Consider the following 25,503-nt stretch of genomic DNA (forward strand, 5'->3'; position numbering starts at 1 on the left):
CAAATACCGATCATTCCGACTCACTTCCGGTTTCAATTTCCGAAAGGCGCTTCTTGATGGACTCCAGTTCCGACTGCAATGCCTCGGCCTGGTTTTTCAACGCCTGCTTCTCCAGGTCAGGGTCGGGGTTCCCGTATGGTGTGGGGTAGCCGTAAGGCGCTTCATACGCCCCGAAACGCGTCCATCCCGGCCGGCCCGCGGCGAAAAATCCATACCGCCCTCCTCCCCGGCCGCCACCGCCGAAGCCGCGGCCCACGAAGCACCGTCCTCGTCCGAAGCCCATACCGAAGCCGCGTCCCGGGAGGGGATTCGCATACCCCGGCGCATCGTAACCCGAGCACCATCCCGCGGCGCGTCCGGTCCTTGACCCCATTCCCGTGGGTCCTGTCCTGTCTCCTCTTGGCATAGTCGTGTCCTCCTCTATGCTGTAAGTTGCATGTTTGAATCCACCGGCGCTTACTCAGTGATCGAAGAATCGTATCGTTTCCCTTGGTCACTCGTATGGATTGACGCCTACTCCCTCATCATCTCCTTCCCACACTTGGGGCATTTCCTGTCAAAGCTGGGTATTCCGCGTTGGTGTGGTTCCTTTTGCCCGCATTGAGGGCATACGCAGTAGCCGCCCGTTGACAGAGGCGCACCGTGTCCTCCCATGCGGCCCCCTCGCCGGCCGCCTCGGCCCTGCCCGCGACCACCGCCCGATCCCATTCCGCCACGTCTTGTTCCTTGCATGAAGGTTCCTTCCTTATCGCTGCCGTGCTTGCCGCGAGCGCCACGGCGGCCGCTTCCAAAGCAACCCGGCATGGCAAAAACGTCTCGATCCAGGTCGTCGCTCAACCAGGCCCGAATCACTTGGCGCAGATCGCCGGTCACACACGGGATAATCCGAATTCCATAGGCCAGAACCATTTCGTGCAGCATTCCGGAAATCGCTCCGCAAATCACCGTCCCGACACCCAACTCCAGCAGGCGAAGCACTTTCTGAACCGAAAGATCCGCCGTGAGTGTCTCCCGGGTTTCCCGGACCACTCGCCCCGAAGAAGCCTCGACCAGGAGGATCTCCCGGGCCACATCAAAGACCGGCGCGATTCGGTTGTCCCAATAGGGAAACGCGGCTTTCATCATTCGACGTCCTGCTCCTTCTTTTCATACTGAGAATAAGCATCAGGTATGCCAAACCATTCCGGATCGTGGTGAGTCATATTAACCAGTTGATGTAAAAGGTTTTATTCCGATGGCGATAGGAAGGATCGAAGTCGATATAGTAGCTTATTTGCTACTGATAGCCAAAGATAGAGCTGCATATATGCTACTGTTTGGAGGTGCGCGAGGAACGGCCGTCCTGTTCTGGAAGGGAAATACCCAGCCGCTTGATTCTTCGGAAAAGGGTGGTTTTGTGAATTCCGAGGTCTCGGGCCGCGGCCAGGCGATTGAAATGATTGCGCTCCAGGGCGGCGCGGATCGCCTGTGCGTCCAGTAGATCGTGCGCGGACCGCACGTCGGCGTCCGCGCCGGGTGCCTTGCCGTGGGCCGTCAACTCCTCGGGCAGATGCCGGATGCCGATGAAGCCTTCATGGCAAAGGATGAAGGAGCGCTCGATGACGTTTTCGAGTTCACGCACGTTGCCCGGCCAGTGGTGCGCCATGAGCAGCGAAAGCGCCTCGGCCTCGACCCCCTCGACGGACTTGCGCTGCAGCCGATTGAATCGCTCGACGAACCGCTCCACCAGAAGCGGGATGTCCTCTTTGCGCCGTCGAAGCGGCGGCAGTTCCACACGCACCACGTTCACGCGGTAGTAGAGGTCCTCCCGGAATGCGCCCCGGCGCATCAGTTCGGACAGATCCTTGTTGGTGGCCACGATGACCCGTACGTCGGCGGTCTCGACGCGGGTCGCACCCAGCGGCTGGTACGTCCGCTCCTGCAAAACTCGGAGAAGCCGCACCTGAAGCGCGGGGCTCACGTCACCGATTTCGTCCAGAAAAAGGGTCCCGCCGTTGACCATGGCGAAACGCCCCGGTTTGTCCTTGGTCGCGCCGGTGAATGCGCCGGCCTTGTAACCGAAAAGCTCGGATTCGAGCAGCGTATCCAGCAAGGCTCCGCAATTGACCGCAATGAACGGCCTTTCCCGCCGCGGGCTCAGGTCGTGAATGGTTCGGGCCATCAATTCCTTGCCCGTCCCGGTTTCGCCCAGAATCAGGACCGTACTGGGACTGGCGGCGATGGCGGGCAGAACCTCGAACACCCTCTGCATGAGAGGGCTCCGGCTCACCAGGCCGCCGACGTGGAACCGTCCCTCCAACTCGTGGCGTAAGGCTTCGATTTCACTCAAGTCGCGGAACGTTTCCGCGCCCCCGGTCGCGTGACCTTGTGCGTCTTTCAGCACGGCTGTGGAAACGCTGATGGGTATCCGGTTTCCGTCCCTGTCGATGATGTACCCGGACGTTCCGATGATGGGTTTGCCGGATTTCAAGGTCTTCTGAAGCGCGCAATCGGCCCCGCACATACTCGAGCGAAACACCTCCGAGCAGCGGCGGCCCAGGGCTTGCTTCCGGGGAACGCCCGTGATTTCCTCGGCCGCGCGGTTGAACGCGGTGATATTCCAGTCGAGGTTCACCGTAAAGACGCCGTCGGAAATGCTCTCCAGGATGGTCTCCGTGGGCGCTGGAACTGCGGACGGTTCGTTTTTCTTGCGCGGGCTCATTGGGCTCATTATGACAGGGGGACGCCGCAAAGTAAATCTATAATTTCAATATGTTATATTCACCAAGCCCCTTTGGGGTGACCCCACCCTCGCCCCATGGACGCTTTCCGGGATTTACTCTCCGGGGATAAGAACGACGGCGCCCACGGTCTGTCGGGCTTCGATCCGATGATGGGCTTCGACCGCGCGGCTGAGGGGAAACGTTTCGACTGCGGGGACGATGGTCCGGCTTTGAATCTTTGCGAACAGTTGATGGGCGAGACGTTGGAAGTAGGTCCGGTCGTCCACATAGTCGAAGCACACCGGGGTCGAAACGGTCAGGGACCGCCGTTTCAACACGTTCACGTCTAATGGGATGGGCCGGCCGTCGCGGTCGCCGATGACTGCGCAGTGCCCGCGGCGGGACAGGCAGGCCACGGCGGCGTCGAACCCGCCGGCGCCGCCGCTGTGCACCCAGTAGTCGACCCCGCGCCCATTCGTGATCCGCATCACTTCGGCCGTCAACCCTTCATCGTCCGCCGCGACGATGGGGTGATCGCAACCGAGGTCTCGGCTGAACTTGCCCTTGGCGGCCGTGGATACCGTACCTATGACCGTAAGGTCCATGGACTTGGCCCATTGGCTGAGCAGGTGGCCCACGCCGCCGGCCACCGACTGGATCAGGATCGCCGCGCCCGGAACGGCCCTGAACACACGGCCGAGCAGTAACGCGGCCGTAACGCCCTTGAGCAGGGTTGACGCTTCGATGTCGGATATCCCCTCCGGGACTGGAATGCACGCGTCGGCGTCCACACAACGGACGTCGGCATAGGCTCCGTGAGTTCGGCTCATATACGCGACACGATCGCCCGGAAACAAGCCATGAACCTGTTCCCCCACGTCGATGATCCGGCCCACGCCCTCCAATCCCGGCGTGCCGGGCAGGTCAAAGCCCGCTGCAATTCCCCGGCGGTGCTTGATATCGAGGTAGTTCACCGCAACGGCGGTTTGGCGGATGCGCACCTGATTGTGGTCCGGAGGAGAAACCGTCGTATCCATCAGGGACAGGACTTCGGGACCCCCGACGACCGTCACCGCCACCACTATTGAGGGCAGGCGCTCTCCGGCCGGGACCGCGGCCGCCGCTTCCGTCCTTTCGGCCGGCCGCCGTGAAGCTGCGGCCCCCTCGGCCAGAAACGTCCGTAACCCCGTGAACCCGGCCTCGTACACCTTCCGGCCGATCAGATCTTCCAGTTCGGCTGCTCGATCGTCCGGCGCATGGAACTTCGAGCGCCATTCCCAGAAAGTATGGTTGCCGTCGGTGACCGGCTTGAGCCGAACCGTGGCCACGTAGTCGAACAGAGGCAACGGCGAATCGAGGATGCAGTAAGTGAACGTGTAATCGCGGTCACTATGCTGCAGCAACTGTTCCCGCCATTCGCCGCCGTCGTTCAGGCTGATTCGCCGCACGCCTCCGACCACGTCCCCATCGAGATCGTTCTCCATCAGACTTCGAGCAACCGCCGGATGCCACCGGTCGTGGCTGTTGAAATCGCGCAGAACGGCCCACACCCGTTCGATGGGAGCCTCGATGACTGCGGATCGAAGGACGATGATCTTCATCGCTGCCCGTAGCGTTTCTTCAATGCGTCAAAACCGCTCTGAAACATGCCGTTGCCCACGGTTTCGGACAACTCGGCGACTTTTTCCGGCGGACCATCGAATTCCGCCCACCACTCCATGAAGCAGCGGTTGCCCTCGGTGACCGGAAACAGCCTCAGTGTCGCCACGTAGTCGCTCATATCCATGGGACTCTCGAGGATGGCGGAGACGCAGGAGAAGTCATAATCCGACAGGGACAGCAGCTTTTCGCGAATCCGGGCCCCGTCCCTGAGCTGGTAGTTTCGCACGCACCCGACTTTGTCGGCCGGGTGGTTGTTTTCGATGCGGCTCAATGCGATCAGCGGGTGCCAGTTGGCGAGTCCGTTGAAATCCCTAAGATCCCTCCACACCCGCTCGGCCGGGGCGTCCAGGACCGTGGACCGATAGACCTTGACCATGGGCTATGTCTCCTTGTCCCCTTCGGGACGCTCCTTCTTCAATTCACCCAACAGATGAGAGAGCTTGGTGGGGTCTCCGATATCGATGCCGATCTCTTTCAACAGATGATCCACAATAGGCGCTTGCGCTCGATACCGCAGGGCGCTGCTCACAAGCCGGTCCGTGAGACCGCCGTCGCCGTCCGGGGCGCCGCCCCCGGCCGGTACGGTCAGGCCGTCGAGGTGGACCACTTTGATCCCCTCGATCTTCTCCAAAGGCTTGACGCTTTCGCGGATGATGCTGTCGAGTTTTTCGACCAGTCGCATGCGTAGGGCCGACACCCGGGCCTCCGGGCTGGCGATGTTGTTGGCTTCGGCCATGAGCCGGGTCCCTTCGGATTCCACCTGGTGCCGGATTCGAAAGGCCTTCGAGCGGGTCTCTTCGGAAGCGGCAAACGCGTCGGCCTCGATGCGCGTAATCTCCGCCCGTTCCGCGGCCACCGCCTTTTCAGTGGCCACTCGGGTTTTATGTCGCAGTTGCTCCTTTTCCACCTCGAGGGCGGTCAGGATCAGCTCCACCTGCTTCCTGCGCTCGGTCTGAGCTTTCTCCCGGGCGGTAAAAATAGCCTCTTCAGCGGAAATGGCCGCCGCACGCGCCTCGTCGGCCTTGGCCCTCGCCTTTGTCTCGGCTTCCGAGGATTCGGCCACGGCAATGCTCCGATGGTGTTCCGCCAATTCGACGGATTTGCGCCGCTCGATCTCCATGGCCTCGATGTCCCGCTGCTCCTCGATGAGGTCCTGCTTGATCATGCGCTCGGAAGCGATACGGGCCTTCTCCATTTCCTCGTTGGCCATGATGTCGGCCACCTTTCCCTCGCGCTTGCGCTCGGCGCGCTCTCGGATCAGGTCCGCCTGCTGCTGGGCGCGGCGGAACTCGAGTTCCTTCTCCTGGGCCAGTCGGGCGTATTCGCTCTCCCGTTCGATATCCAGACTCAGCTTTTCGGTTTCCAGGTTCTTGGTGCGGATCTGGATCAGCGTGTCCTGCTCGATGTCGTTTCGCGTTTTCTTTCGGCGTTCGATCTCGTCCGTCAGCCGGGTCAAGCCTTCGGCGTCGAACGCGTTCGAGGGATTGAAGTACTCCATGTCGGTCTGATCCAGGTCGATCAAGCTGGCGGATTCCAGTTCGAACCCGTTCTTGGTCAAGGATTCGGCCACGGCCTTTCCAACAGCCTGAACGAACTGGCTGCGCTGTTCGTGAAGCATTTCCAGCGTCATGCCGGCGGCGGTGGCCCGCAGGGCGTCTACAAGCTTGCCCTCCATCATCTCGCGCAGTTCGTCGGGTTTGCCCGTCTTGCGCCCCAGAGTCTGAGCGGCCATGGTGACGCTTTCGGCTTCTTTTCGGACGCGGATGTAGAAATCCACGGCCACGTCCACGCGCATACGGTCCTTGGAGATCAGCGCCTTTTCCTTTTCACAGGTCACCGACAGCCGCAGGGTATTGAGATGGACCACGGTGACATCGTGAAAGATGGGAAAAACGAAGGCGGCGCCGTCGATAACGACCTTCTGTCCCCCCAGTCCGGTTCGGACGAAGGCGACGTCCTTGGACGATCGACGATAAAAGGACCGGATGAGCCAGATCCCCACCGCGATAAGGATGATCGCGATGATGACCGCCAGGATTACCCACCCGTACATAGTCATGGCACTCCTCCTGTGGTTGACAACCCACGCAGCTCCGACACGATCCGCGTTCCCGCACCGGCGTTTTTCCGGGCCAACGGTTCGGCCGGGACGCCCCTTAGCTGCGCTTGATGTTGAGAAATTCCCTGGTTTGGGCCGTGAGGGCCTTTTCGGTCGGCAGCCGCTCCATCGAGGAGGCCCCGTAGAAACCGTTGCACTCCGGACACCGCTTCAGGACATACTCCGCGTCCGCGGGCATCGAGATCGGGCCCCCGTGACACAGAACGATCACGTCCCGGCGTCTTTTCAGCGCCGCCTTGCTCCAGGCGTCGATATAACCGACACAATCGTCCAGGGTCTTGGCCGTGCCGGCCCCAATGGCGCCCCCGGTGGTCAGCCCCATATGGCACACGATGACATCGGCGCCGGCCTCGGTCATGGCCACGGCATCGTCCTCGGAGAACACATACGGCGTGGTCAGCAGGTCCTTTTCATGCGCCAACCGGATCATATCCACCTCGAGCCCGTATCCCATCCCCGTTTCCTCGAGGTTTTGCCGGAAAACCCCGTCGATGAGCCCCACCGTGGGGAAATTCTGCACTCCGGCGAACCCCACGGCTTTGACCTGATCGAGGAAGTAGTCGAAGATGCAAAAAGGGTCCGTGCCGTTCACACCGGCCAACACGGGGGTGTTGCGGGCCACCGGCAGCACTTCCGCGGCCATCTCCATCACGATGTCGTTGGCGTTTCCATACGCCATGAGCCCGGCCAGGGATCCTCGGCCGGCCATGCGGTACCGGCCGGAATTGTAAATCACGATCAGGTCGATGCCGCCGGCCTCCTCGCACTTGGCCGACAGTCCGGTGCCCGCGCCGCCGCCGACGATGGGCTGTCCTTTGCGAATTTTGGCGTTGAGCCGGTCTAAAACCTGTTGGCGGGTGAATCGAGTCATGGCAATCTCCTGAAAATCGTTACCCGGCGGCGCCGGAAGGCATAATGTCCAAAAAGTGATCGACCAGCGCCTCGGCGAAGGGCGGATCGTTGATGTTCATGTCCAGTTTGATCATCCGCCGGTTGGGCGCGGGCCGAAATTCGCTCTCGAGGGTGTCGAACAGCGCTCGATCCGCCGCCGGGTCGTGGAAGGGTTTTCCCGGCGCATCGATCGACGACACCCCTTTTAGGGGGAGCAAAAAGCGAACGGGTCCCTCCATCCGGTTGAGCTTGCCCGCTATGAAGCGCGCGAATGCCCGGTTTTCCTCCACCGTGGTGCGCATCAGGGTGACCTGGGGATTGTGCTGATAGAGATTGCGGCTCTTGAATTGCGGCGGCACCGTGTCGATGGCTTCGAAATTGACCATGTCCAGGGCCCCGCAGGAACCCACATAGGGGATCTTGGTGCGGATGATGGCCCCCATGCGATCCTCGCCGGCGCTCATCACGCCTCCCACCACGTAATCGGCCACCTCGGTGGTGGTGACGTCGATGATCCCCTCGAGCATTCCCGAATCGGCCAGCTTCTCCATGGACTGGCCTCCGGTGCCGGTGGCATGAAACACCAGGCAGTCATAGCGCGTTTGCAGCGCCTTGGTGACCGCCTGGACGCAAGGGGTGGTGACCCCGAACATGGTCAGTCCGATGGCCGGGAGCCGGGAACGGTCGACCTCCTGTCGAAATCCGATCATGCCGGCCAACGCATGAGCCGCGTTGGACAACACACTGGCGGAAATGCGGTTGATGCCGGCCACGTCCGTGACCGAATACATCATGCAGATGTCCGAAGGGCCCACGTATTGCCGCACATTGCCCGACGCTACCGTGGAAACCATCACTTTGGGTATGCCCACGGGCAAACTTCGCATCGCCGGGGTCACCAGGGCGGTGCCGCCGCTCCCCCCGGCCGAGATGATGCCTCCCACGTCGCGGCGTCCCGCCATGAAGCGGGTGAAGGCCTCGGCCATGCCGGCCACCGCCGAACCCCGGTCTCCGGTAAACACGGCCCCGATTCCTTTCGGGTGGCGCCGGGCCACTTCCGTGGGGCTGATGGAGGCCGGCGAGGGTTTCCGTGAAGTGGACAGGTCCACCGTAATGGTTCGAATGCGTTGGCGGTCCAGGCAGGACTTGATGAACAGCAAATCCCTGGCTTTGGTGTCAAAGGTCCCGGCTATGTAAGCCGCCTGATAGAGGGTGTCGGCCACGGTCACTCGCAACGCCCCTGCACGGGTTTCACCCGCCGGCGGGGGGACGGAAGCGCCTTCCGGCGCTCGGGCCTCCGGAAAAGCCGCTCCGCTCCACAGCGTCGGCGCAACGGCCCCAACCACGGTTCCGGAAATCTCGCCGGCCGCGGGTTCCTCGAACGCTCCTTCCGCCTCCGGTTTCTCGGGTTGCTCGGCCTCGAGGACGCCTTCGCCCGCCGTCGCTCCCAGCAATTGCTGCAGCAGGAGGCGGTTCGCCGACAGAGCCGCTGCAGTCAGGTCCCGGGCGATCCGGCCGTTCATGAAAACATAAGCGTGGTGGGCCAGAGAATGGGCCATCTCGAGGTTCTGCTCGATCAACAGGATGGACATACCGCCGGCGCTCAAATGACGGCACACCCCTTCCACCCGTTGGATGACCGATATGGACAGGCCCTCGGAAGGCTCGTCCATCATCAACAGCAACGGATTGGTGACCAGGGCCCGCCCGATGGCAAGCATCTGCTGTTCGCCCCCGCTCAGGAGGGTCCCCGAGATATGGGCCCTCTCCTTGATTTCCGGAAACAGATCATAGACCGTGTCGGGCGACCACTGGGAACTCGCCCCACCCCGGCGCCACGCAAAACGCAGGTGCTCGTCCACGGTCAACGAAGGAAACAGCATCCGCCCTTGCGGCACATATCCGATTCCCAGGTTCGCAATTTCGTACGTGGGCTTCTTGACCGTTTCCTGCTCGTCGAAAAAAATGGTTCCTGTTCTGACCAGGGGCGGCAGCCCCAACACCGATTTCAGCAGAGTGGTTTTGCCCATGCCGTTGCGGCCCACGACCACCACCAGCTCTCCACGGCCCACCTGCAGATCGATTCCCTGCAGTATATGACTCTTGCCGTAGTAGGCGTCGAGGTGCTCTATCTGTAACAACGGTTCAGGCATATTGGGAATCTCTAGGATTGCCGGCTCAGGGTGTAGATTTGTTGAACCTGTGGATTATCCTCGATCTCCCGAGGGGTTCCCTCGGCAATAATCGCGCCGTGGTGCAGCACCGAAACCCGGTCGGCAATGCTGAACGCCACATCGATGTCGTGCTCGATGATGACCACCGTAATCTCGGGCTTCAAACTCATGATCAGTTCGGTCATGAATTTCCGCTCGGCTGCGGACAGCCCGGCCATGGGTTCGTCCAGCAGCAGTATTCTGGGTTCGTGGGCCAGGGTGACGCCCAACTCCAACTGGCGTTGTTCGCCGTGGGAAAGCTCTTCCACCGGCGTGTCCAGTTTGCCGTCCAGCCCTACCCGATGGGCAGTCTGAGCAACGTGGCGTCGTAGATGCTCAAATGCTCGCCAGGAACGAAGCAGCGTGGCGATCGGGGAGGTTCTGGCTCTTCGCGTCTGCCAGGAAGCCAAAAACAGGTTCTCCTGGACCGTCAGCCGGCTGAAGAGATTGGACACCTGATAGGTCCTGCCCAGTTGCGAAGTAATGCGTTTTTTTACGGGCTCTCGAGTCAGGTCTTTGCCGAACAGAATGATCCTGCCCCTGTCCAAAGGAATTTCACCCGTGGTCAGGTTAAAAAGGGTCGACTTGCCGGCCCCATTGGGCCCGATCAGTGCTCGGCTCTCCCCCACCGACACGCTCAGGTTCACTTTGCTGACCGCATCGATGCCGCCGAATGATTTGGATACGTTCTCCAGTACGAGCGCGTGCATAGGATCGAACCCAATGGCAACTTGGCCGTTTAGTTAGAAGTGACGGACAATGGCTAAAGATTTCATGAATGCTTCAGGTTAATCCACCCACCCGTTATTCTTGTTCAGTTTTTCCACATAGTCCTTGCCGAAATACTTTTCGATCTCCTTGAAATAGGCCTCCTTGTCGCCGGGCGGGTAGTCGCGGGTCGTGGCGGGCGCCGCCATGTACTTGTCCGCCATGTCCGCGTAGGGGCCGAACTGGGATACATTCTCATAGGTTTTTACGGCAATGTTCATCAGCCGGCCGTCTTCTTTGACCACCTTCTTGATGTAGATATTCTGCACCGGGTTGGCGTATTTGTCGAAATAGAACGGACCGCGCGGAGACTCGTCGGCGCTCATCTTCACCTGACGAAGGGCGGCGATGAACTTCTTGGGATCGTCCACCTGCCCGTCGATCGCTTTCATGGCCTTGAACGCCACATGCACCGCGTCGTAGCCCTGCACGGCGATCACGTCGGGGTAGTGGCCGTATTTCTTGTTGAAGCTTTCCCGGAATTTCTGGTTGGCTTCCGAGGGATTGCCGTCATAATAGTGCAGCGACGAGTAGACCCCCAGAGCCGAATCCCCCAGCTCGGACAGCATCGACACAATGGGCACGTTCGCCTGACCCAGAATCTGGGGGTAGACCTTGTCCAATCCGAACTGTTTCCATTGCTTGAAAAAAGCCACAACCTGGGCGCCGCCGGAATTGTTCAAAACCGCGTCATACTCTTTGGACATGCCCATCAACTTGGCCATGATCGAGCTGAAGTCCACAGCTTCCACGGGATGCCAGATACGCTCGACCTTTTCCCCGCCGTTTTCCAGAAAACCCCGGATGAAACCGGCCGCCTGATCCCAGGGGTACGAGTAATCCTGCCCGACCATGATGATTTTCTTGTATCCCAATTCCTTGGCGCAGTACTGGCCGAAATTGAAAATGACCTGAGCGCCGGTCCAGCCCGGACGGATAACGCTTTCCGTCGCCTTACGCATCGTAATGTCTTCCGGGGCGGAATAGCCGATCAGGATGGGAACCTCGGGGTTTCGCGCGCCCCAATCCACCGCGGCCATACCCTCGTGGCCCAGCGACGGTCCGATGATCAGATGGACCTTGTCGCGATTCTTGAGAGAGTCCAGTTTGGTGCGCATCACTTCCACGTCCGCCTTGGTATCCTCGCTGAACACCTTGATCGGAACCCCGTTGAATTCATTGTTGTATTCATCGAGGGCCAGTTTAACTCCGTTGAGCACGCCTTGACCGAAAATGGTCGCCCACCCCGTGATCGGCCCGATGGTGCCGATGCGAATCTCTTCCAGCGCAGCCGCATTGCCGGCCATCACACCCATAAACAGCAAAACCGTGATCGTTACGAGCCATCCTTTTCTTTTCATCGCCGTCTTCCTTTCCTATTTAGGTTCCCGATGAAACGGATCTTCGGCGGCGTCCCGGACGGGCGCCCCCTTTCCCGAAGTCCGCGATGCAACCTTATCCACCAGGCGCTTCAGCGCCCCGGCGGCCCCCGTGGGCGCGAACATGATCACAATTAAAAACAGGACGCCCATAATCAGCAGATAGCGCTGAGTGATACCGCTCAGAACCACGTCCAGCGTTTTCAGAATCGCGGTCCCCAGGATCGCCCCGAACAGGGTCTGAATGCCCCCCAGAATCGCCGAAAGCAGGGTTTCGACGTTGGTGGTCAACGATACCGAGTGGGGATTGATGAGACCGGTAAAATAGGCGAAGAAAACGCCCCCGATGGAGGCCACGAACGCGGCAAAGATGAACGCCGTGTAGCGCAGGAGAGAAACCGAATACCCCAGCATCGCCATCCGGCTCTCGCTGTCGCGAACCCCGCGCAGCATCAGCCCGAAGGGGGACCGTTTCAGCGCCGCCAAAAAATAGATCACGCCCCAGAAGAAAAAAAGCTGAAAGAAATAGAACGCGCTTTTGGACTTTTCGGTCGACACCCCGAACAGCACCGGAGCGTATATGTCCGTAATGCCCGAGTCGCCCCTCGTGACCGACGCCCATTGACTCGCCAGGGCCCAGACGAGCTGGCCGAGCACCAGGGTCAGCATCAAAAAGTAGATACCCCGAACGCGGATCACCAATAGCCCCGTCAGAGCGGCGAACAATACGGCCACCCCGATTCCCACCAGGGGCGCAATCGGGAACGGGATCTGATACCGGGTCTGCAAAATGGCGATGAAGTAGCCCGATATACCGAAAAACGAAGCCTGCATCAACGAAACCACGCCCAGTTCCCCCGCCAGAAAGCACATGCTCAGGGTCAGCATTCCGAAATACATGATGCGGATGCACATCATGACAAAGTAATCGGAAGCGATCCACGGCAAGGCGATCGATAACGCCGGCACGAACAGCAGAACGACCATTTGGGATGTTCGAGAGAACGCCATGGGATCAGGCCTTTGTGCCGAACAGCCCTTGAGGCCTGATCGAGAGGATAAGGGCCACGGGCAGGAACAGGATGAACAACGAAAACTCGGGCATATACGCCGTGGCGAAACTGTAGATCAGACCGGTGATCAGCGCGCCCACGACGGTGCCCCCCAGGCTGCCCATACCGCCGATAATGATCACGATGAGCGTCAGGGTCAGAATGCGCCAGTCCTCTCCCACCACCAGCATCATAGACGTTCCGCCCACAACGCCGGCCGCGCCGGCCAAAAAGCCGGAAAGGCAAAAAACGATGGTGAACAACCGACGGACGTTGATCCCCAGGGCGGACACCATCTCGAAATTATCCACGCCGGCCCGGATGGTGATCCCGAGGTTTGTCTTCTTCAGAAAAAACCACAGGGCCACAATGATGAAAATGGCCACTCCCAGCATAAAAATCCGGAATACGGGATAGACCATATCGATCACCGGCAGGATCCAGACGCCGCTCAGCACGGCGGGGATTTCAATGGTCCTGGGGTACCCGCCCCAGATGACCAGAACCAGGTCGCCGATGATGATGGCCACGGACAGGGAGACCAGGGTCTCCATCAGGTCGTCGCCCCGGGCCCGCCGCAGCAGATACTTCTCTTCCAATAGAGCCAGGACGGCCATGACGCCGCCCCCGGCGAACAGGGCCAGAAGCCAGTTCCCCGTCACCTTGATCACGGACATACCGATGAAACCGCCGGCCATGTAAAGGGCCCCGTGGGTCAGGTTGACCACGCGCATGAGGCTGAAGGAGAGCGTCAACCCGCTGGCCGTGATGAACAGCAGTCCCGCCAGCGTCAGACCGTTGAGCAAAGACATGATGACCAGGATGGACATCGAACCCCTTTACGGCAATCCTGCATGAGCGGCGTAAGAGTGTCGAATTTCCTGATTGGATGGATACCCGCCTCCCCCGGGACGGACCCACGGGAAGGACTCGGGGCTATGGGACTTAAAACCGGATGGCCTTGAATGGCTCCGTTATCGCCTCCATGGACACACTGTAAGAAAGTATCCATTCACGGCATATCAAGAGAGACCTATTGGAATCCGCCTATAGTTGCGTCGTATAACGGTATCTACAATAATTCCTCGATGTTCCGGCGAAAGAACGTAGGTTGGGTTAGCGAGCAACGCGAGCGTAACCCAACATAACTATCGGGGCGCGGATCGCTTAGCCCACGGTTGGGTTGAGCGCAGCGAAACCCAACCGTGGGCGGGATGGCGCGGCAACAAGAGGCCCCACCCGGCGTATAGCATCACGCAGCCCTGGGATTCAGGACCTACGGTCACCTCCCGCGCTTCGGCCATGCCGCAGGCTTCATGGACGGTAATGAGATACCACGGTGTAGAGGTGCAAGTCAACGGCAACAGGAACCAAACCATACACCTCCGCCCCTTGGAAACACCCGCCGAAGCATCGAGGAAGAACCTGTATTCAATGAATTTGTTGGTGTACAAAAAGTGGCCGTCAACGCATGACCGATTTTCCCGCCATAACCGGCGCTCGACTGATTCGTGCCTTGCGTAAATTTGGATTCGAAGGTATCCGCGTAAAAGGCAGCCACCATTTCTTCCGGCATCAAATCAGAATAACCACACTGCTCAATTTCTGAGCAACCTGCGCCCGGCAATTGCTCAACTTCTGCGCAATTCCTTGGTATCGATCCCGGTCCGAAAAGCAAGAATACGCGTAAGATGAATCTGTTATTGCAATTGGCACATGAGCTGCATATAATTTGCACTACAGGGATGAACAACCTTCCGCGAGTGACATATACATGATGCACTCAAATCGCCATCACAATATCGTGAATCGTTCAAACCGAACCGAGCTCAATCGGGAGATCCATAGGAAGATCGGGAGTGAGTCCCGCTGCTTGTCGCACAAGGCAACTCAGCTCAACGGTACTCGCAAAATTCAACGCAAGGCAAATAGCACCCATCTACGGATCTTAGGAATCCTGGAACTCCTCGTAACCGAAATCAGTCAACAATGAAACAACGTCCCTTTTAGCCAAGAATCCCAGTTAGAGCGCGGAGGTTGCATTGAGCGAAGAGAGAACAGGCCACAACACAGTCGAATCGATCTCCGCCGATGACCTGAAACAGGTTCTTGGCCCGCTTCTCGACGCCAAAGAACGAAATCGAATCATCGAGACATTCCTCAAGGATGAACTGGAGCTACCGGGGTATCAAGCCAAGTTCGTAGCTAAGATCCTCGTTCCCTCACTGGAAAAGCTCATCGGCGCTACGGTGTCACGCCATTTCATTAACATACACGACGCGTTGAGGCGCCGCTTTGACGGATACGACCGGAGGGCCTTTGGTATCGGTCGGTGGTTGGGTTATAGGCTCGCGCCTTCGATGGCCAAGGGCGCAATCCTAAAGCAACTAACGTCTACGCCCAAGGGCATTGCGGAAGACGCCTGGAAAAAGCTCAACGATCAGAGCAGGATATGCATCAAGCAGCTTGCGGAGCTAAAGCAGATCGGGCTGGCTCTGGGAGATTTGACCGCCACAGTCACATTGGACATTGACAAGCCCGGGAATTTGAAAGATCTCCAGCCGAGCCGTTGGTTGCGGCCGTACAACGATTTTATTCCCATGAAAGGCCGCGCCCCATACCTCAAATACCTCACCGCGTTCTGCTCGGCCGATTCCGTTTTTCTCTGGACGCTGCTCACGGGCGACGGCGGCATCGGTAAGACCCGGCTGGCCCACGAGTTCGCCAAAATGCAGGAAACAGAGGGTTGGCACGCTGGATTTCTGCGGCAAGACGGCCTGGAGCAATTGGTGGATCATCCTGGATTCCGGAACTGGCGCCCGTTGACGGAGACTTTCATGATGGTGGACTACGCAGCGAACAAAATCGAAGCCTTGAAGAAAATGCTGGTGCGGTGCGTGCGAATTGCCCGCGAGGAGGAGACAGATAACGAGCCGGTACGGCTGCGCCTGCTGCTGCTGGAACGCCATGGATCACCCGAGGACGGCTGGCTGGAGCAGTTGATGATTTGCGGCGAAGGCGCTCAGCACGATGATATCGTGTCGTCCCTGAAACCGCCCAGAAAGGTGGAAGCACCGGCCGTGGAATCGGTGGACGCCACCATGGAAGACATTCTCCACCTCACTCTGGGAAGCTGGGGCAGGGTCACCGGAAGACAGCCGCCAGCTTTGCCGGTTTTCGATGAAAGCGGGTGGGCGCACTTCCGGGATGCTACTCAGATGCGGCCGCTGTTCGTAGAGATGGCGGGCATCCATGCCTGCGAGACCGGAGACGCTCTTGGGTTGGTCCGCTGGACCCAGAACGATCTGCTCAAGGCGGCCGTAGCACGAGAACGCGAATACATCCAGAAAAATTGCCCCGCCGGCGTTCCTGCGGAGTGCCTCTATCGGGCGGTGGCCTTGCTGACCTTCACGGGGCCACAATCTCTAAAAGCAGGTGGGTGGATGAAGCTCCTTGCGAAGGATGCAAACGCCAGCGGCTTTCCCGCCGTACAGCCCGGCGCGCTGTGCAATGCGTCAAGCGACCTGCTAGGGGTAGAAGCGGACGGAATCACTCCGTTGGGTCCGGATATCCTGGCCGCAGCCTTTTCCGTATCCGTTCTCAGAGAAAGCCCGTCTGGCGTCGCCGATCTGTTGAAAAACATGCTCGATCTCGCGGGTATTGAGGCTTGGAGTCGGCTCCTACGCGCCGCCATTGATCTGTATAACTTCGAGGACCTGACTATCATAGGTGAATGGCTCTTGGTTCAAATAGACCGTCGCCCTCTCGAGGAGTTGTACGCCGTTGAAAATCTTGTACAGAAAATTTCGGTCGCCCATCGTAGGCTATTGGTCAAACTTTATGAAACCATGATAGAAAAAATTTCCAAAAAGCCAAGTCCCGCATCTGAGCAGGCACGAATTCTGAGCAATCTCGGTCCTGGTTATGGCGCTCTTGGCCGCCGAGAGGAGGCCTTGGCAGCTGCACGGCGTGCAGTAGAGATTTATGAGGATCTCGCGAAACGAAACCCGGACGCTTTCGAGCACCACCTGGCCAGGAGCTTAAACAATGTGGCGATTAGCTACCGGGCGCTCGGTCGAATTGAAGAGGCGCTGGCGACTACAAAGCGGGCTGAGGTGATCTGGGGGCGTCTAGCAGAACGAGACCCAGATGCCTTCGAACATTATTTAGCCATGAGCTTGCACAACATGGGCATTTGGTATGGGGATCTTGGGTGCCACGATGACGGGCTGGCAGCTGAAGAGCGCGCGGTGCAAATTAGAGCGCGTCTGGCGAAACGAAACCCGGAGGCCTTCGAGCCCTATCTCGCTACGAGTTTGAACAGCGTGGGGAATCGGTACAGCGCTCTTGGCCGTGATGAAGAAGCACTGAAAGCCACAGAGCGCGCAGTGGGTATATATGAGCGTCTAGCAAAACGAAACCCAGATGCCTTCGAGCCCGACCTAGCTGCAAGTTTGAACAACTTGGGGAGTTCCTACAGCGATCTTGCCCGACCCGGTGAGGCTCTGGCGGCTGTAGAGCGTGCCGTGTCGACTTATGAGCGTCTGGTGAAACGAAATCCGGACGCCTTTGAGCCCTACCTGGCTAGTATTCTCGGTACAAAAGGCACTGTTCTTCGAGCGGTCGGGAGGAACTTCGAGGCTGCAGATTCGTTCCTCAAGGGCATTGGTTCCCTCAAGCGATTATTCCTAAGAACCCCGGTGCCTTTCTTTCAAACCATGAGATCTTTGCTGAATGACTATGTAAATGCCCGTAGATCCATTGGCATTGAGCCGGAAACACAATTCTTGGAAGCGATCCTGGCGGAGCTGAATCGGAAGCCGCGTGAATGAAGGGGGGACCCATCAAGAGACCCATTCTCATGGGAGCAAATAGTGGTGCAAAAGGGGACGGGGTTGAATTTGCGCGTTTCTTGTTGTTCATTGCTGATAGAGAGCCATTACGTGGTCGTCGTAATCGGGCCACTTCTTGATCGCCGTAATGAAGCCACTTTTTGATCGGCGCAATCGAGCCACTTTGTTTCTGGTCAATGCTCTTTTGGGAAAAAAGGGAAAGGGGGACGCTGTTGATTTTGGGCGTTTCCTTGTCTCATCATGCATGCCATGTAAACATCATGCAACGAAAAGCACGCATGGATGCGCCGGCGCGTTGCATCACATCATCCGCGGCAAAGAAACCTGGGATAAGCGGATCGGCGGTCAGCCGGGCAGTGGGCAGAGGCAAACCCATGGCTTCGCATCATGCATCGTCCGTCGAAGAATAGAAACGCACAAAATCAACCTCGTGCCCATACACACGCTCCCACTGATCACATTTGACACGTGTATATATTTGGGATATACATACATCATGGCGGATGACGACCTGATCATGCAATGGACCGGATTCGAGTGGGACGAAGGAAACCTGCTCAAGAATTGGGAGAAACACCGGGCTTCAGCAGGGGAATGCGAACAGGTTTTTTTCAATAGACCGCTGATTGCGGATTCCGACGAAAGGCATTCTTTAGGAGAAACCCGGTTCTTTGCATTGGGGCATACGGATTCCGGCAGGCACTTGTTTATTGTATTCACGACTCGTAACAATCGTATTCGTATCATTTCGGCAAGAGACATGAGTCGCAAGGAAAGAAAGGTATACGAGCAATCATGAAAAAGAAAGCGCCCGTTTTCAAGTCCGAGGACCAGGAAAGGGAATTCTGGTCTACGGCGGATTCCACTGAGTATGTCGATTGGAAGAAAGCCAAACGGATGATTCTGCCCAATCTCAAACCGTCAACGAAAAAAATCTCATTGCGACTGCCCGAATTGATGATTGAAGAGTTGAAGTTGCTGGCCAATAAACAGGATATCCCCTATCAGTCCTTGATGAAAATATACTTGTGTGGTGGGAAAGGGGGACGGGGTTGAATTTGCGCGTTTCTTTGTTTCATCATCTATGAAATAAAAACCTCATGCGGCGAAAAGTGCGCATCGATGCGCCGGGGCCTAGCATCACATCATCCGCCAGGGGATCGAACGGCCAACCTCTTCCGCGACGATACCGGGAGAAACCGCTTTGTCGATCGCCTGTGGAATTATGGGCACGCCCATGTTTCACGTAATTCGATGATTTGTATTCCCTCGTTTTTTGCCAACATATTTTTGGCGTAATCATAGAAACCATCTATTGGTTTTACATCGCAAAGCCTAAATAGCTCAGAACCTATTTTTGTCAAACCAACAATGCCTGTATTAAGGTAATTTTTGCTTGCTTGATCAGCCTTGGTTTTAAATTCAATTCCAAATGAAGATCCATGATATGAGGCAGTTATTATGTTTGGTACTCCCTGGAAACCAGTTCCTCCGATGCCAGCTAAAGCTATTAAATTGATTTCAGCAAGATCGTGTAACATATTTGTATTGATATTATTATCAACATAAATCAAGTCATTTAAGTTTAACACCAGTGGTACGAAGTATGACTCTATTCTAAAAACAAATCTGCACAATTGATTGAACAAGATAGCATCGATACTATCAAGAGATGCCAAGACATTTACAGCTCGCTTCGAATATGACCCCGGAGAATTAGCTTCACCAGCAAGTATTTTTGCCCATAGAACTTGCATCCCGTCGTCAGAAATAAGGCGGCACTTGTCTAACAAATTCACAATCCAATCGTTTTCCATATCTTGGGGCGTAGCGGAATTTTTCAATAATGGAATGGCTTTCCCTAAGATCGATTCCATGTTGCCTTGCTTTATACCTTCTTCCATAAAGAGACGAACTACCCCACGACGCTGAAGTTCGGTGATCTCGATTTCGCTTCTTGCTTCAATAAGCGCCGCCTCCGCATTAGCCTGAGCTTTCGTCTTGAGAGCATTGCCTTCCGCTTTGGCGATCCGTCTGATCTGCCACGGTTTGCATAAGCCGCCAAAGGCATCCGAGACCTTCTCAATCAGAAGCGTAGCTGGCTTTGTGAGTTCTCCGGAACCGCGAAAAATGATAAAGTCTGACATGTCGTTGCCTGTGAGAAAAGGCTGTCTAAAGGAACCTACGCCCGTGTACTTAAAGATAATGAATTATAGAGCACAAGGCCGGGTAAAGCAATGAATTGTGTAAAAGGGGGACGGTGTCGAATTTGCGCGTTTCTTTGTTTCATCATCTATGAAATAGAAACCTCATGCAACGAAAAGCACGCGTTGATGCGAGATAAGCAGATCGGCTGTCATCAGAGGCAAACACATGGCCTCGGATCATGCATCGTCCGTCGAACAATAGAAACGCACAAAATCAACCCCGTCCCCATTCACCCCTTTGCTCAAATTCTTCCGATCGTTACAACAAAAAAGGCCGCTAAAAGCCTTCTCAAACTACTTGCGGAAAAGATATTTGGTATATATTATCGGTAAGGGAAAATAGGAGAGAAAGGAAACGCAGCCCGGATTATCTGGGCGGAGTGGTTAGCCCGAAGAGCTAAGGGGTCTATCAAATGCGGACTGAAGCAAACGTTTTGGCATCGCAAATCAACAAAGTGGACTGGACTTTAGGTATCCTGAGTACGGAACCCGAGGAGGAGCTATGGGGTCCTCCCTTTTTGAGACGCCCTTTCCAGATGCTCAAGCTTACCGTCCTCTGCATAGAGGGTATTCGGCTGACCAAAACATATCTTTCAAAATATCCCATTGAATTCATGATGGATTTGCTCAGACGAATTGACCGTGAAGGCATGATGGCCGAGATAGAGCAAGAACGCCGAATTCTAAAGTACCTCGAATTAATCGATGAACGCTTCAACGATATCCACCCCTATGCGTTCGTCAGGCATTTTCATAAAGAATTCAGAGCCCTAAAAGAGATCTGCGAGGACCGCGTAGAGCATTATGATATTCTCCTGAACGATGAATTGGTAGCCGATCTTGACCAATTGTGTGATCTAGCCGGTAAAGCCCTTCCAAACCTTCCCAGTTGGCGGACATCTATGCCTTGGCTGCAATGATGAATTTTAGGGTCGTTACAATCAAACGATTCGAAAGATCTGCCAAATCCTTATGTAAGAAATATCCCAAGCTCACACAATCTCTCTCCGAATATTTGTGTCATTTAGAAGAAAATGGCCCGCAGGGGCGGAGGTGGCCTGGATGGCCCAACTTGTGGAAAGACCGACTTGGGTTGCCGGGCCACAATGTAGGAAAAAGAGGCGGTCTCAGGGTTGTGGTATACCACGATCCGACCAATATGCCAGAACTAATTGGAGCGTTGTTGATCTATTCCAAGAGCGATATCACTCAGCCGGACCAGGCCGAAATCAAGAATGCCGTTCAGGACTTGAAAGAGATAATTGCTGAATAACGTAGCCAAAGCGCTCGCCTTATCCCCCAAACATCCATACCCAAACCGTAGTGCATTATCACGGAATTTAACCGAATGAAATACTTCCGACGCGCTTCCTTCTCCAATATCAGCAAAATCCCCGGCTTCTTCCCCGTCTAAATCCCGTGGGACGGGGTTGAATTTGCGCGTTTCTTTGTTTCATCATCTATGAAATAGAAACCTCATGCAACGAAAAAACGCATGGATGCGCCCCCCAGGCGTTGCATCGCATCATCCGCGGCAAAGAGCCTTGAGCTGAGGAGATCGGCGGTCGGCAAGGCTGTCATCAGAGGCAAACAGATTGCCTCGGATCATGCATCGTCCGTCGAAGAATAGAAACGCGCAAAATCAACCCCGTCCCCCTATTACGTCCCCCTATTAGACATTCATGTTTTCCGGGGGACTGCTTTTTTGCAAAAAGCCGTCCCCCGAACCCCCTGCGAAAAATCTTGAGCACGCGCCGCTCCGCCGTAGGCGGTGCGGCCACGCCTAAAAGATTTGAAGGAAGTCTGAGGGAAACTTTTCAAAGTTTCCCTCAGTAATACGCTCACTTTATAATCAAACTATTGAAATCCATACGCCAGAAGAGGTTGTTCGGATCTTCGGGAATCGGGAGCAGGCGGAGAACAAACTCGAATTGGAGGCCCTGGAACTCGGCGCAGGGAACGGGTATGCTCGCATCGTCGGCCACGGGAAGGCACAGCGAGTCCGTGGGCGATTCGAGGATAGTGAGCGAGCCGAAATTCATCATCCAAATGAGGTCGTCGGGGAAGGTCGGATTCGGGGCAAAGTCCAGGGTAAACGAAAAAAACGCGCCCTGGAATTGGGCGCAGGCGATGGGAAGGCCTACCGTGTCCGTCACCTGAACGCAGGGGACGCCGGAGCCGGGCGTGTAGTCCACCGCCAGCATGGGCCGGGTCGAGGCGTTGGGATTTTGAAGGCTGTTGAACCGCTTGGCGCTGCGCACGTTGATGTTTTCGGTACCGAGGACGATCCAGCCGAAGTTCGTCGAGGGGTCATCCAGCCACGCCTGGACGTCCGCGACCATTGCGGAGGTGGAACCCCAATCGTATTCGCCGTTCCCTCCGACGGGAGTGGAAGCGCTTTCGGCGGGGTCAAAGTCTCCTCCGGGCGTTGTCCAGAGGCCGGCGGGGAAAAAGGTGTGCAACCAGGTGGCGTCCCCTTCGGCGGCGTTGGCGCCAATGCCTTCTCCCAATGGAGCGTCGGAAGCTCCTTCACCCCAGTCCGAGAGCAGTCTATGGAGGCGGATTGGGACTTCGCCTACTCCCCCCGGCGTATTGGACATGGTCATGACCAGCGAAACGCTGTTGATGACGGATCCTTGCGGCAGGCGTGCGGCGATGTCAAAAGCGATCAGGCCCCGCCGGACGGACCGGCTCCCCGTGACGCCGGCGAAGAAGTAATCGCCGGCTCCGTTGCTCAGACTTCCGTCAGTGGTTTGGATCAGCATGTTGTCCTTGACGGGTTCCATGAGGACGACATCGGCCCGGGCCGTTCCTCCGAGGACGACCATTCCCAAAAAAATCACCAGTCCTATGCTTTTTTTCATGAGAATTCCCCTTGGTATGCTGTTTCGATCCGGAAACCGGCGCTCCGCCGTCGGGATGGCTTCAGAACTTAGAAAACAACATAAGAACGATGAATCCATTCGGAAAGGGCGTGTCGAAGGTTTTTTCAGTGTGACGGAAGCGTTCGGGAAGGAAAATAAGACATCCAAATTCCTTGTTGAAACCGTGCCGTTGGGGTATCCTTGACAGGGCCATAGGAACGCTTCACATACGAAGATGTGAAATTGGTTTGCTCATTCGGCTGTTTTTCAAGCGCATGGCGACAAGACGGCGCCAAGCAGCGAGCATGTATGAGGGATCGGGCATGAGCAGCAAAGTGCTTTTCGTGGACGATGAGCCGCATGTGACGGAGGCGCTGAAACGGGCGCTTCGGAAGGAGCCTTACGAGGTGTTGAGCGCCGGCTCCGCCCGTGACGCTTTGAGGGTCCTCTCCGAACAACCCATCGACGTCGTTGTTTCCGACGAACGGATGCCGGGCATGTCCGGGTCGGAGTTTCTGGCCCAGGTGGCGGATGCGTATCCGGACACCATCCGAATCATACTCACGGGCCACGCCACCATGGAAACAGCGGTACGCGCCATCAATGAAGGACGGGTATATCGGTTCATGACCAAACCGGTCAACGAAATGGACCTGGTGGTGACCATACGCAGGGCCCTGCAGCACAAGGAGGTCATGATCAAGGCGGCCAAGCTCGAAAAGATTGCCCGGCAGCAGCGTACGGCCCTGGAGGACCTCGAGAGGCGATATCCGGGCATCACGAGCATCAAGACGGACGCCAAAGGGACCATTGTTCTGGACGACGAGGGATAAGGCGGTGGGGCAACGCCCGGAAAACGTGGAGGGTCCGGGGGATCCGCCGCGGGCGGATTCGACGTTTCCCCCAATAGAAAAGACAAAACGATTATTGCACCTGAAAGGCCTATTCGCTCCGGCAGGATAGCTCCACCCTGGGGCGCCCTGCCCGTTTGGGAACGCCCTGTTATGTGTTGAGTACATACCCGATATGGAATAAAATAGTAAAAACAGCTGACCGTTCGTTCTGTGTCCTGTCCCGCGATTGACCAGTCTTAATCCTGCTTCCTCCCCTCTCAACATAGGAAGTCCGGCGCAAGCGGCGTCCTGTCCGAATGAAGGAAGTTCCCGGGGCGCTCGTTTCAGATTGGGCCCGGATTCCAGGTCCGCGTCGGAGGCGGATATCCCGCTCCGGGTGAATCCGGTTCAACGGGGGGCCGTGGAGAATCGTAAACCTGTTCAAAGCAAGAGGAGATGCCATGAGTACACCTACTCAATTAGACCGAACGTTTCAGGTCATCATGACACACTTTTTAGACACCGGCCAGGCGCCGCACTACACGGAGTTGGCGTCCGAACTGAACGTGCCCATGGAGGAAGGGCGCAAAGCGCTTCACGAGCTGTATTCGCCCGGATTTCCCGGCTGGTTGTTCCCTAAAACCGACTACATCGGTTCGTTTCCTCCGTTCAGCAACCTGCCCACCCAGTACCGCATCAGTGTCTACGGCCGGCAGAAGTGGTTCGCCCAATGAGGGTTCGAGGCGCTGGCGGTCAGCTGGCTGTTTGCGGGAAAGACGGTGCGGATTGACGCCCCGTGTCTGGATTGCGGTTCGCCGATCCGGGTGGAAATGAGGGACGGCGTCGTCCAAAAGGCCGATCCGGAGGGGATCGTAGGGTACACCTGCGTTCCGTTCCGGGACTGGTTCAACGATCTGCCGTATGCCTGAAGCACCATGAATCTCTTCCGGTCGGAAGAGCATGTTCGGAACTGGAGCGGTTTCAAACCGGGTACGGAACAAGGCATCAATCCCCTTGCGGGCGTCGTGGGCCTGTTTTCCGGTCCATTTTTCACCAAGCGGCTGGAGCCGGATTATGCGTCCCGGATGCAGAACTATCTGATGGAACTGATCGGCGTATTAAAAACCATGGGTTCTTTCTGGCAGCCTCCCGAGGCGTAACGGCAACCTCTTCAGTGTGAGCGCACTCATTCGCGGGGGGACGCTTTTGGGAAGGTGTTCCCCCACTCCCCTTTCAAAGCTCGTCAGCGGAGAGGCTGTGAGAGAAATAGGTTTCGCGGTCGTGAAGCCCCGAGCACGAACGTCTCTTGGACTGCCCGCCGGCGACCCGGTGAACGCCTGCCTCCGGAACGCCGTCCTTTCTTGACACGGATTTCTATGCTATGAGAAGCCACGGGTGCTGATGCTCCATTCGGCGAATGGACAAGAGAGGACAGGAAGGAAGGGTTTTTCATCCAATGGCGCATAATCACGAACATCGTGTTTTGAATTACAACAGGGCGTTCGCAATCGGGATTTCCCTGAACGTCGGATTCGTGGTGGTGGAGGTGGTGTTCGGGATCCTTTCCGATTCGATCGCGCTGCTTGCGGACGCCGGTCACAACCTGAGCGACGTCCTCGGACTATTGCTGGCCTGGGGCGCGACCCTTTTAAGCATGCGCACTCCGACCCACCGTAGAACCTATGGCTGGAAAAGCTCGACCCTGCTCGCGGCCCTCGCCAATGCGATCGTTCTTCTGGTTGCGGTGGGAGGCATTGCGTGGGAGTCGATCCGACGATTCAGCCATCCTCAACTGGTCGAGGGGCATGTCGTTGTGGTGGTGGCGGGCATCGCGATCAGCTTCCTCGGGTGGTTATGGATCGACCCGGTAGTGGGCCTGACCATTGCGGCGATCATTCTTATCGGAACCTGGCGGCTGTTTCGGGAGTCTTTCGATCTGGTGCTGCACGCAGTGCCGCGT

The 25,503-nt window shown here is 57.0% G+C and carries 24 protein-coding genes; 10 read left to right on the forward strand and 14 right to left on the reverse strand.

What is annotated here, in order from left to right; genetic code table 11:
* Window positions 1-10: 10 nt before the first annotated feature.
* The 12 genes from HY788_08405 to HY788_08460 form a co-directional block, all read right to left on the reverse strand.
* A complete protein-coding gene (locus tag HY788_08405) occupies window positions 11-406 on the reverse strand; it encodes a DUF5320 domain-containing protein (protein MBI4774186.1) in 396 nt (131 codons plus the stop codon).
* Between the two features lie 107 nt (window positions 407-513).
* Window positions 514-1,125 (reverse strand): hypothetical protein, encoded by a 612-nt coding sequence (locus HY788_08410; GenBank protein MBI4774187.1) that lies wholly within the window; start codon window positions 1,123-1,125, stop codon window positions 514-516.
* Between the two features lie 184 nt (window positions 1,126-1,309).
* A complete protein-coding gene (locus tag HY788_08415; protein ID MBI4774188.1) occupies window positions 1,310-2,701 on the reverse strand; it encodes a sigma 54-interacting transcriptional regulator in 1,392 nt (463 codons plus the stop codon).
* 114 nt (window positions 2,702-2,815) lie between these two features.
* Entirely contained in the window at window positions 2,816-4,303 is a 1,488-nt protein-coding gene (locus HY788_08420) for an SRPBCC family protein (protein ID MBI4774189.1), read from the reverse strand.
* Entirely contained in the window at window positions 4,300-4,740 is a 441-nt protein-coding gene (locus HY788_08425) for an SRPBCC family protein (protein ID MBI4774190.1), read from the reverse strand. The genes HY788_08420 and HY788_08425 overlap by 4 nt, the downstream gene beginning before the upstream one ends.
* A gap of 3 nt (window positions 4,741-4,743) precedes the next feature.
* Window positions 4,744-6,423 carry a flotillin family protein gene (locus tag HY788_08430; protein ID MBI4774191.1) on the reverse strand — a complete coding sequence of 560 codons (1,680 nt, stop codon included), beginning with the start codon at window positions 6,421-6,423 and terminating at the stop codon, window positions 4,744-4,746.
* Between the two features lie 97 nt (window positions 6,424-6,520).
* Window positions 6,521-7,354: a phosphoenolpyruvate hydrolase family protein gene (locus HY788_08435; protein ID MBI4774192.1), complete on the reverse strand. Its 834-nt coding sequence runs from the start codon at window positions 7,352-7,354 to the stop codon at window positions 6,521-6,523.
* Window positions 7,355-7,373: 19 nt separating this feature from the next.
* A complete protein-coding gene (locus HY788_08440; protein MBI4774193.1) occupies window positions 7,374-9,527 on the reverse strand; it encodes an ABC transporter permease in 2,154 nt (717 codons plus the stop codon).
* An 11-nt stretch (window positions 9,528-9,538) separates the two neighbouring features.
* Window positions 9,539-10,297: an ABC transporter ATP-binding protein gene (locus HY788_08445; protein MBI4774194.1), complete on the reverse strand. Its 759-nt coding sequence runs from the start codon at window positions 10,295-10,297 to the stop codon at window positions 9,539-9,541.
* A gap of 78 nt (window positions 10,298-10,375) precedes the next feature.
* Window positions 10,376-11,716 carry an ABC transporter substrate-binding protein gene (locus HY788_08450; protein MBI4774195.1) on the reverse strand — a complete coding sequence of 447 codons (1,341 nt, stop codon included), beginning with the start codon at window positions 11,714-11,716 and terminating at the stop codon, window positions 10,376-10,378.
* A gap of 15 nt (window positions 11,717-11,731) precedes the next feature.
* Window positions 11,732-12,745 (reverse strand): branched-chain amino acid ABC transporter permease, encoded by a 1,014-nt coding sequence (locus tag HY788_08455; protein MBI4774196.1) that lies wholly within the window; start codon window positions 12,743-12,745, stop codon window positions 11,732-11,734.
* 4 nt (window positions 12,746-12,749) lie between these two features.
* On the reverse strand, window positions 12,750-13,616 hold the full coding sequence (locus tag HY788_08460; GenBank protein MBI4774197.1) for a branched-chain amino acid ABC transporter permease: 867 nt from the start codon (window positions 13,614-13,616) through the stop codon (window positions 12,750-12,752).
* 641 nt (window positions 13,617-14,257) lie between these two features.
* Between HY788_08460 and HY788_08465 the strand changes: the two genes are divergently transcribed.
* The 4 genes from HY788_08465 (at window position 14,258) to HY788_08480 (ending at window position 18,695) form a co-directional block, all read left to right on the forward strand.
* Window positions 14,258-14,395: a type II toxin-antitoxin system HicA family toxin gene (locus HY788_08465; protein MBI4774198.1), complete on the forward strand. Its 138-nt coding sequence runs from the start codon at window positions 14,258-14,260 to the stop codon at window positions 14,393-14,395.
* Window positions 14,396-14,828: 433 nt separating this feature from the next.
* On the forward strand, window positions 14,829-17,618 hold the full coding sequence (locus tag HY788_08470; GenBank protein ID MBI4774199.1) for a tetratricopeptide repeat protein: 2,790 nt from the start codon (window positions 14,829-14,831) through the stop codon (window positions 17,616-17,618).
* A 517-nt stretch (window positions 17,619-18,135) separates the two neighbouring features.
* The gene (locus HY788_08475) at window positions 18,136-18,438 is read left to right on the forward strand and encodes a BrnT family toxin (protein ID MBI4774200.1); all 303 of its coding nucleotides are present in this window, start codon (window positions 18,136-18,138) and stop codon (window positions 18,436-18,438) included.
* A complete protein-coding gene (locus HY788_08480; protein ID MBI4774201.1) occupies window positions 18,435-18,695 on the forward strand; it encodes a BrnA antitoxin family protein in 261 nt (86 codons plus the stop codon). The genes HY788_08475 and HY788_08480 overlap by 4 nt, the downstream gene beginning before the upstream one ends.
* Before the next feature lie 167 nt (window positions 18,696-18,862).
* Here HY788_08480 and HY788_08485 read toward each other — a convergent pair whose 3' ends face one another.
* On the reverse strand, window positions 18,863-19,786 hold the full coding sequence (locus HY788_08485; protein ID MBI4774202.1) for a DUF2806 domain-containing protein: 924 nt from the start codon (window positions 19,784-19,786) through the stop codon (window positions 18,863-18,865).
* 473 nt (window positions 19,787-20,259) lie between these two features.
* Between HY788_08485 and HY788_08490 the strand changes: the two genes are divergently transcribed.
* Entirely contained in the window at window positions 20,260-20,766 is a 507-nt protein-coding gene (locus HY788_08490) for a hypothetical protein (protein ID MBI4774203.1), read from the forward strand.
* Window positions 20,767-21,687: 921 nt separating this feature from the next.
* On the opposite strand, the gene HY788_08495 is transcribed toward HY788_08490, so the two are convergent.
* Complete coding sequence (locus tag HY788_08495; protein ID MBI4774204.1) at window positions 21,688-22,710, reverse strand: DNRLRE domain-containing protein; 1,023 nt, start codon at window positions 22,708-22,710, stop codon at window positions 21,688-21,690.
* Window positions 22,711-23,033: 323 nt separating this feature from the next.
* Between HY788_08495 and HY788_08500 the strand changes: the two genes are divergently transcribed.
* The 5 genes from HY788_08500 to HY788_08520 all read left to right on the forward strand — a co-directional run.
* Complete coding sequence (locus tag HY788_08500) at window positions 23,034-23,543, forward strand: response regulator (protein MBI4774205.1); 510 nt, start codon at window positions 23,034-23,036, stop codon at window positions 23,541-23,543.
* A gap of 461 nt (window positions 23,544-24,004) precedes the next feature.
* The gene (locus tag HY788_08505) at window positions 24,005-24,277 is read left to right on the forward strand and encodes a hypothetical protein (protein MBI4774206.1); all 273 of its coding nucleotides are present in this window, start codon (window positions 24,005-24,007) and stop codon (window positions 24,275-24,277) included.
* 45 nt (window positions 24,278-24,322) lie between these two features.
* Window positions 24,323-24,472 carry a hypothetical protein gene (locus tag HY788_08510; GenBank protein MBI4774207.1) on the forward strand — a complete coding sequence of 50 codons (150 nt, stop codon included), beginning with the start codon at window positions 24,323-24,325 and terminating at the stop codon, window positions 24,470-24,472.
* 6 nt (window positions 24,473-24,478) lie between these two features.
* Window positions 24,479-24,703 carry a hypothetical protein gene (locus tag HY788_08515; GenBank protein ID MBI4774208.1) on the forward strand — a complete coding sequence of 75 codons (225 nt, stop codon included), beginning with the start codon at window positions 24,479-24,481 and terminating at the stop codon, window positions 24,701-24,703.
* 296 nt (window positions 24,704-24,999) lie between these two features.
* Window positions 25,000-25,503: cation transporter (locus HY788_08520; GenBank protein ID MBI4774209.1), on the forward strand; the 504-nt coding region annotated here is incomplete at its 3' end.

It is taken from the genome of Deltaproteobacteria bacterium (genome assembly GCA_016208165.1).
Classification (GTDB): domain Bacteria; phylum Desulfobacterota; class Desulfarculia; order JACQYL01; family JACQYL01; genus JACQYL01.

What these genes read in the sequence shown, in the direction of transcription:
- HY788_08405 (MBI4774186.1), bottom strand. Translation starts at nt 406, where the DNA reads ATGCCAAGAGGAGACAGGACAGGACCCACGGGAATGGGGTCAAGGACC.
- HY788_08410 (MBI4774187.1), bottom strand. Translation starts at nt 1,125, where the DNA reads ATGATGAAAGCCGCGTTTCCCTATTGGGACAACCGAATCGCGCCGGTC.
- HY788_08415 (MBI4774188.1), bottom strand. Translation starts at nt 2,701, where the DNA reads ATGAGCCCGCGCAAGAAAAACGAACCGTCCGCAGTTCCAGCGCCCACG.
- HY788_08420 (MBI4774189.1), bottom strand. Translation starts at nt 4,303, where the DNA reads ATGAAGATCATCGTCCTTCGATCCGCAGTCATCGAGGCTCCCATCGAA.
- HY788_08425 (MBI4774190.1), bottom strand. Translation starts at nt 4,740, where the DNA reads ATGGTCAAGGTCTATCGGTCCACGGTCCTGGACGCCCCGGCCGAGCGG.
- HY788_08430 (MBI4774191.1), bottom strand. Translation starts at nt 6,423, where the DNA reads ATGACTATGTACGGGTGGGTAATCCTGGCGGTCATCATCGCGATCATC.
- HY788_08435 (MBI4774192.1), bottom strand. Translation starts at nt 7,354, where the DNA reads ATGACTCGATTCACCCGCCAACAGGTTTTAGACCGGCTCAACGCCAAA.
- HY788_08440 (MBI4774193.1), bottom strand. Translation starts at nt 9,527, where the DNA reads ATGCCTGAACCGTTGTTACAGATAGAGCACCTCGACGCCTACTACGGC.
- HY788_08445 (MBI4774194.1), bottom strand. Translation starts at nt 10,297, where the DNA reads ATGCACGCGCTCGTACTGGAGAACGTATCCAAATCATTCGGCGGCATC.
- HY788_08450 (MBI4774195.1), bottom strand. Translation starts at nt 11,716, where the DNA reads ATGAAAAGAAAAGGATGGCTCGTAACGATCACGGTTTTGCTGTTTATG.
- HY788_08455 (MBI4774196.1), bottom strand. Translation starts at nt 12,745, where the DNA reads ATGGCGTTCTCTCGAACATCCCAAATGGTCGTTCTGCTGTTCGTGCCG.
- HY788_08460 (MBI4774197.1), bottom strand. Translation starts at nt 13,616, where the DNA reads ATGTCCATCCTGGTCATCATGTCTTTGCTCAACGGTCTGACGCTGGCG.
- HY788_08465 (MBI4774198.1), top strand. Translation starts at nt 14,258, where the DNA reads ATGACCGATTTTCCCGCCATAACCGGCGCTCGACTGATTCGTGCCTTG.
- HY788_08475 (MBI4774200.1), top strand. Translation starts at nt 18,136, where the DNA reads ATGGCGGATGACGACCTGATCATGCAATGGACCGGATTCGAGTGGGAC.
- HY788_08480 (MBI4774201.1), top strand. Translation starts at nt 18,435, where the DNA reads ATGAAAAAGAAAGCGCCCGTTTTCAAGTCCGAGGACCAGGAAAGGGAA.
- HY788_08485 (MBI4774202.1), bottom strand. Translation starts at nt 19,786, where the DNA reads ATGTCAGACTTTATCATTTTTCGCGGTTCCGGAGAACTCACAAAGCCA.
- HY788_08490 (MBI4774203.1), top strand. Translation starts at nt 20,260, where the DNA reads ATGCGGACTGAAGCAAACGTTTTGGCATCGCAAATCAACAAAGTGGAC.
- HY788_08495 (MBI4774204.1), bottom strand. Translation starts at nt 22,710, where the DNA reads ATGAAAAAAAGCATAGGACTGGTGATTTTTTTGGGAATGGTCGTCCTC.
- HY788_08500 (MBI4774205.1), top strand. Translation starts at nt 23,034, where the DNA reads ATGAGCAGCAAAGTGCTTTTCGTGGACGATGAGCCGCATGTGACGGAG.
- HY788_08505 (MBI4774206.1), top strand. Translation starts at nt 24,005, where the DNA reads ATGAGTACACCTACTCAATTAGACCGAACGTTTCAGGTCATCATGACA.
- HY788_08515 (MBI4774208.1), top strand. Translation starts at nt 24,479, where the DNA reads ATGAATCTCTTCCGGTCGGAAGAGCATGTTCGGAACTGGAGCGGTTTC.